General features: G+C 67.1%; 3 protein-coding genes. 2 read left to right on the top strand and 1 reads right to left on the bottom strand.

Annotated elements, in window-relative coordinates; genetic code table 11:
- Positions 1–108: 108 nt before the first annotated feature.
- Positions 109–480, bottom strand: coding sequence for a winged helix-turn-helix transcriptional regulator (locus FXN61_RS49350; RefSeq protein ID WP_312878596.1), 372 nt, complete (start codon positions 478–480; stop codon positions 109–111).
- A gap of 106 nt (positions 481–586) precedes the next feature.
- On the opposite strand from FXN61_RS49350, the gene FXN61_RS49345 reads away from it, so the two are divergent.
- Together FXN61_RS49345 and FXN61_RS49340 are read left to right on the top strand one after the other, a co-directional pair.
- A complete protein-coding gene (locus tag FXN61_RS49345) occupies positions 587–955 on the top strand; it encodes a DoxX family protein (RefSeq protein ID WP_167980624.1) in 369 nt (122 codons plus the stop codon).
- Between the two features lie 150 nt (positions 956–1,105).
- A complete protein-coding gene (locus FXN61_RS49340) occupies positions 1,106–1,588 on the top strand; it encodes a PucR family transcriptional regulator ligand-binding domain-containing protein (RefSeq protein WP_167980623.1) in 483 nt (160 codons plus the stop codon).
- The last annotated feature ends 34 nt before the right edge of the window (positions 1,589–1,622 follow it).

Genomic DNA, 1,622 nt, shown 5'->3' with positions numbered 1-1,622 from the left:
CCGCTTCAACTGCGAGGCCATGACAACAGTCCTTGTCCGGCAGGGGAAAGAGCCTGCCGGACAACAGCATCCCAGTCAGAAGCACCACAGCTAAGCAGCGACACGCCACTAGTGCTGGTTGCCGGCGCGGTTGGCGTTGATCTCGTCGCGATGGGTGATCGCCCAGTCGGCGAGCGCGATCACCAGCGGTACCAACGTCTTTCCGAGTTCGGTCACCTCGTACTCCACCCGCGGCGGCACCTCCGCGTACGCCGTGCGGCTGACCAGGCCGTCCTCGACGAGATGCTTCAACGTCAGCGTGAGCATGCGCTGTGAAATGCCGGTGACCTCCTTCTCCAGCTCACCGAAACGCAGCGGACCGCCACGCAGCGCGCCGACGACCAGCAGACTCCACTTGTCGCTGATGCGATCCAGCACCTCGCGGATCGCACCGCCGTCGTCCGTCGACGGACAGCCGCCGGTGCGCGTGAACCCCGTCACAGCTGAACCTCCTGTCCTGGACACATACATCGATGTGCCTTTTGTGGCGCCCTCAACGCAGACACATCATGAGGCTACGCACAAGTGGTAAGGATTGGAGAGTTCCGTGAACATCGCGCTGTGGGTGGTGCAAGGTCTGCTTGCGGCGGTCTACCTGGCCGCCGGCCTCATGAAACTCGTGCGGTCGCGCGAACAGATGGTCGCGTCCGGCAACTTCGACTGGGCGAAGGACATGACGGACGGGGCCGTGAAGGGGATCGGTGCCGTCGAGGTGCTCGGCGCGCTCGGGCTGCTCCTGCCGGAGCTGACCGGCATCGCCCCGGTCCTGACGCCGATCGCGGCGGTCGGACTGGTTGTCGTGCAGATTTTCGCGGCGCGGGCGCACATCCGGATCGGCGACCGGAAGTCGGTTCCCATCAACATGATTCTCCTGCTGATGGCCGCGTTCGTTGCGGTCGGCCGCTTTCTCGACTGACGCGGACCGTAAGCCGTACCTCCTCCAGGGTCGACCGGTTCAGCCGCTGAAACCACAGCGCGGGCTCGAGCTGCGGCGCGCACACGAGGCGAGCGTGGCCGAATCGGCTAGATTGAATGCTCCAATCTGGCCGGATCGGCGGTGGCGCGGATGCCCATGACCCTCGCCAGGCTCCGGCAGGAGCCGGCGCTCCGCTTGCGCGTGCTGGCCGGTCACGACCTGCTGGACCGGCCCGTCGGCTGGGTCCACGTCAGCGAACTGGACGATCCGACGCCGTTCCTCGAAGGCGGCGAACTGCTGCTGACCACCGGCCTGCGCGTGGACGCGGACACGGACTTCCGGGCCTTCGTGGCACGGCTGGTCGACCGCGAGGTCGCCGGGCTGGGCTTCGGCATCGGACTCGGCCACGACGTCGTCCCGGTGGGGCTGGTCACGGCGGCCGACGAAGCCGGGTTGCCGCTGCTCGAAGTGCCCAAGCGCACGCCGTTCATCGCCATCAGCAAGGCCGTGTCCGCCGCCGTGGCCGCGGACTCCTACGCGGAGGTCACGGCGACCAACGCCGCGCAGCGCGAGCTGACCGCCGCGGCGCTGACCGGTTCCGGAACGGTTGACAAGGGCGTAAAGGCGAGGTGAGATACGGCCACTATGACAACGTTGTCCCCCAGCG

It is taken from the genome of Lentzea indica, from assembly GCF_012184385.1.
Classification (GTDB): Bacteria; Actinomycetota; Actinomycetes; order Mycobacteriales; family Pseudonocardiaceae; genus Lentzea; species Lentzea indica.
This window is presented reverse-complemented; position numbering and strand designations above follow the sequence as displayed.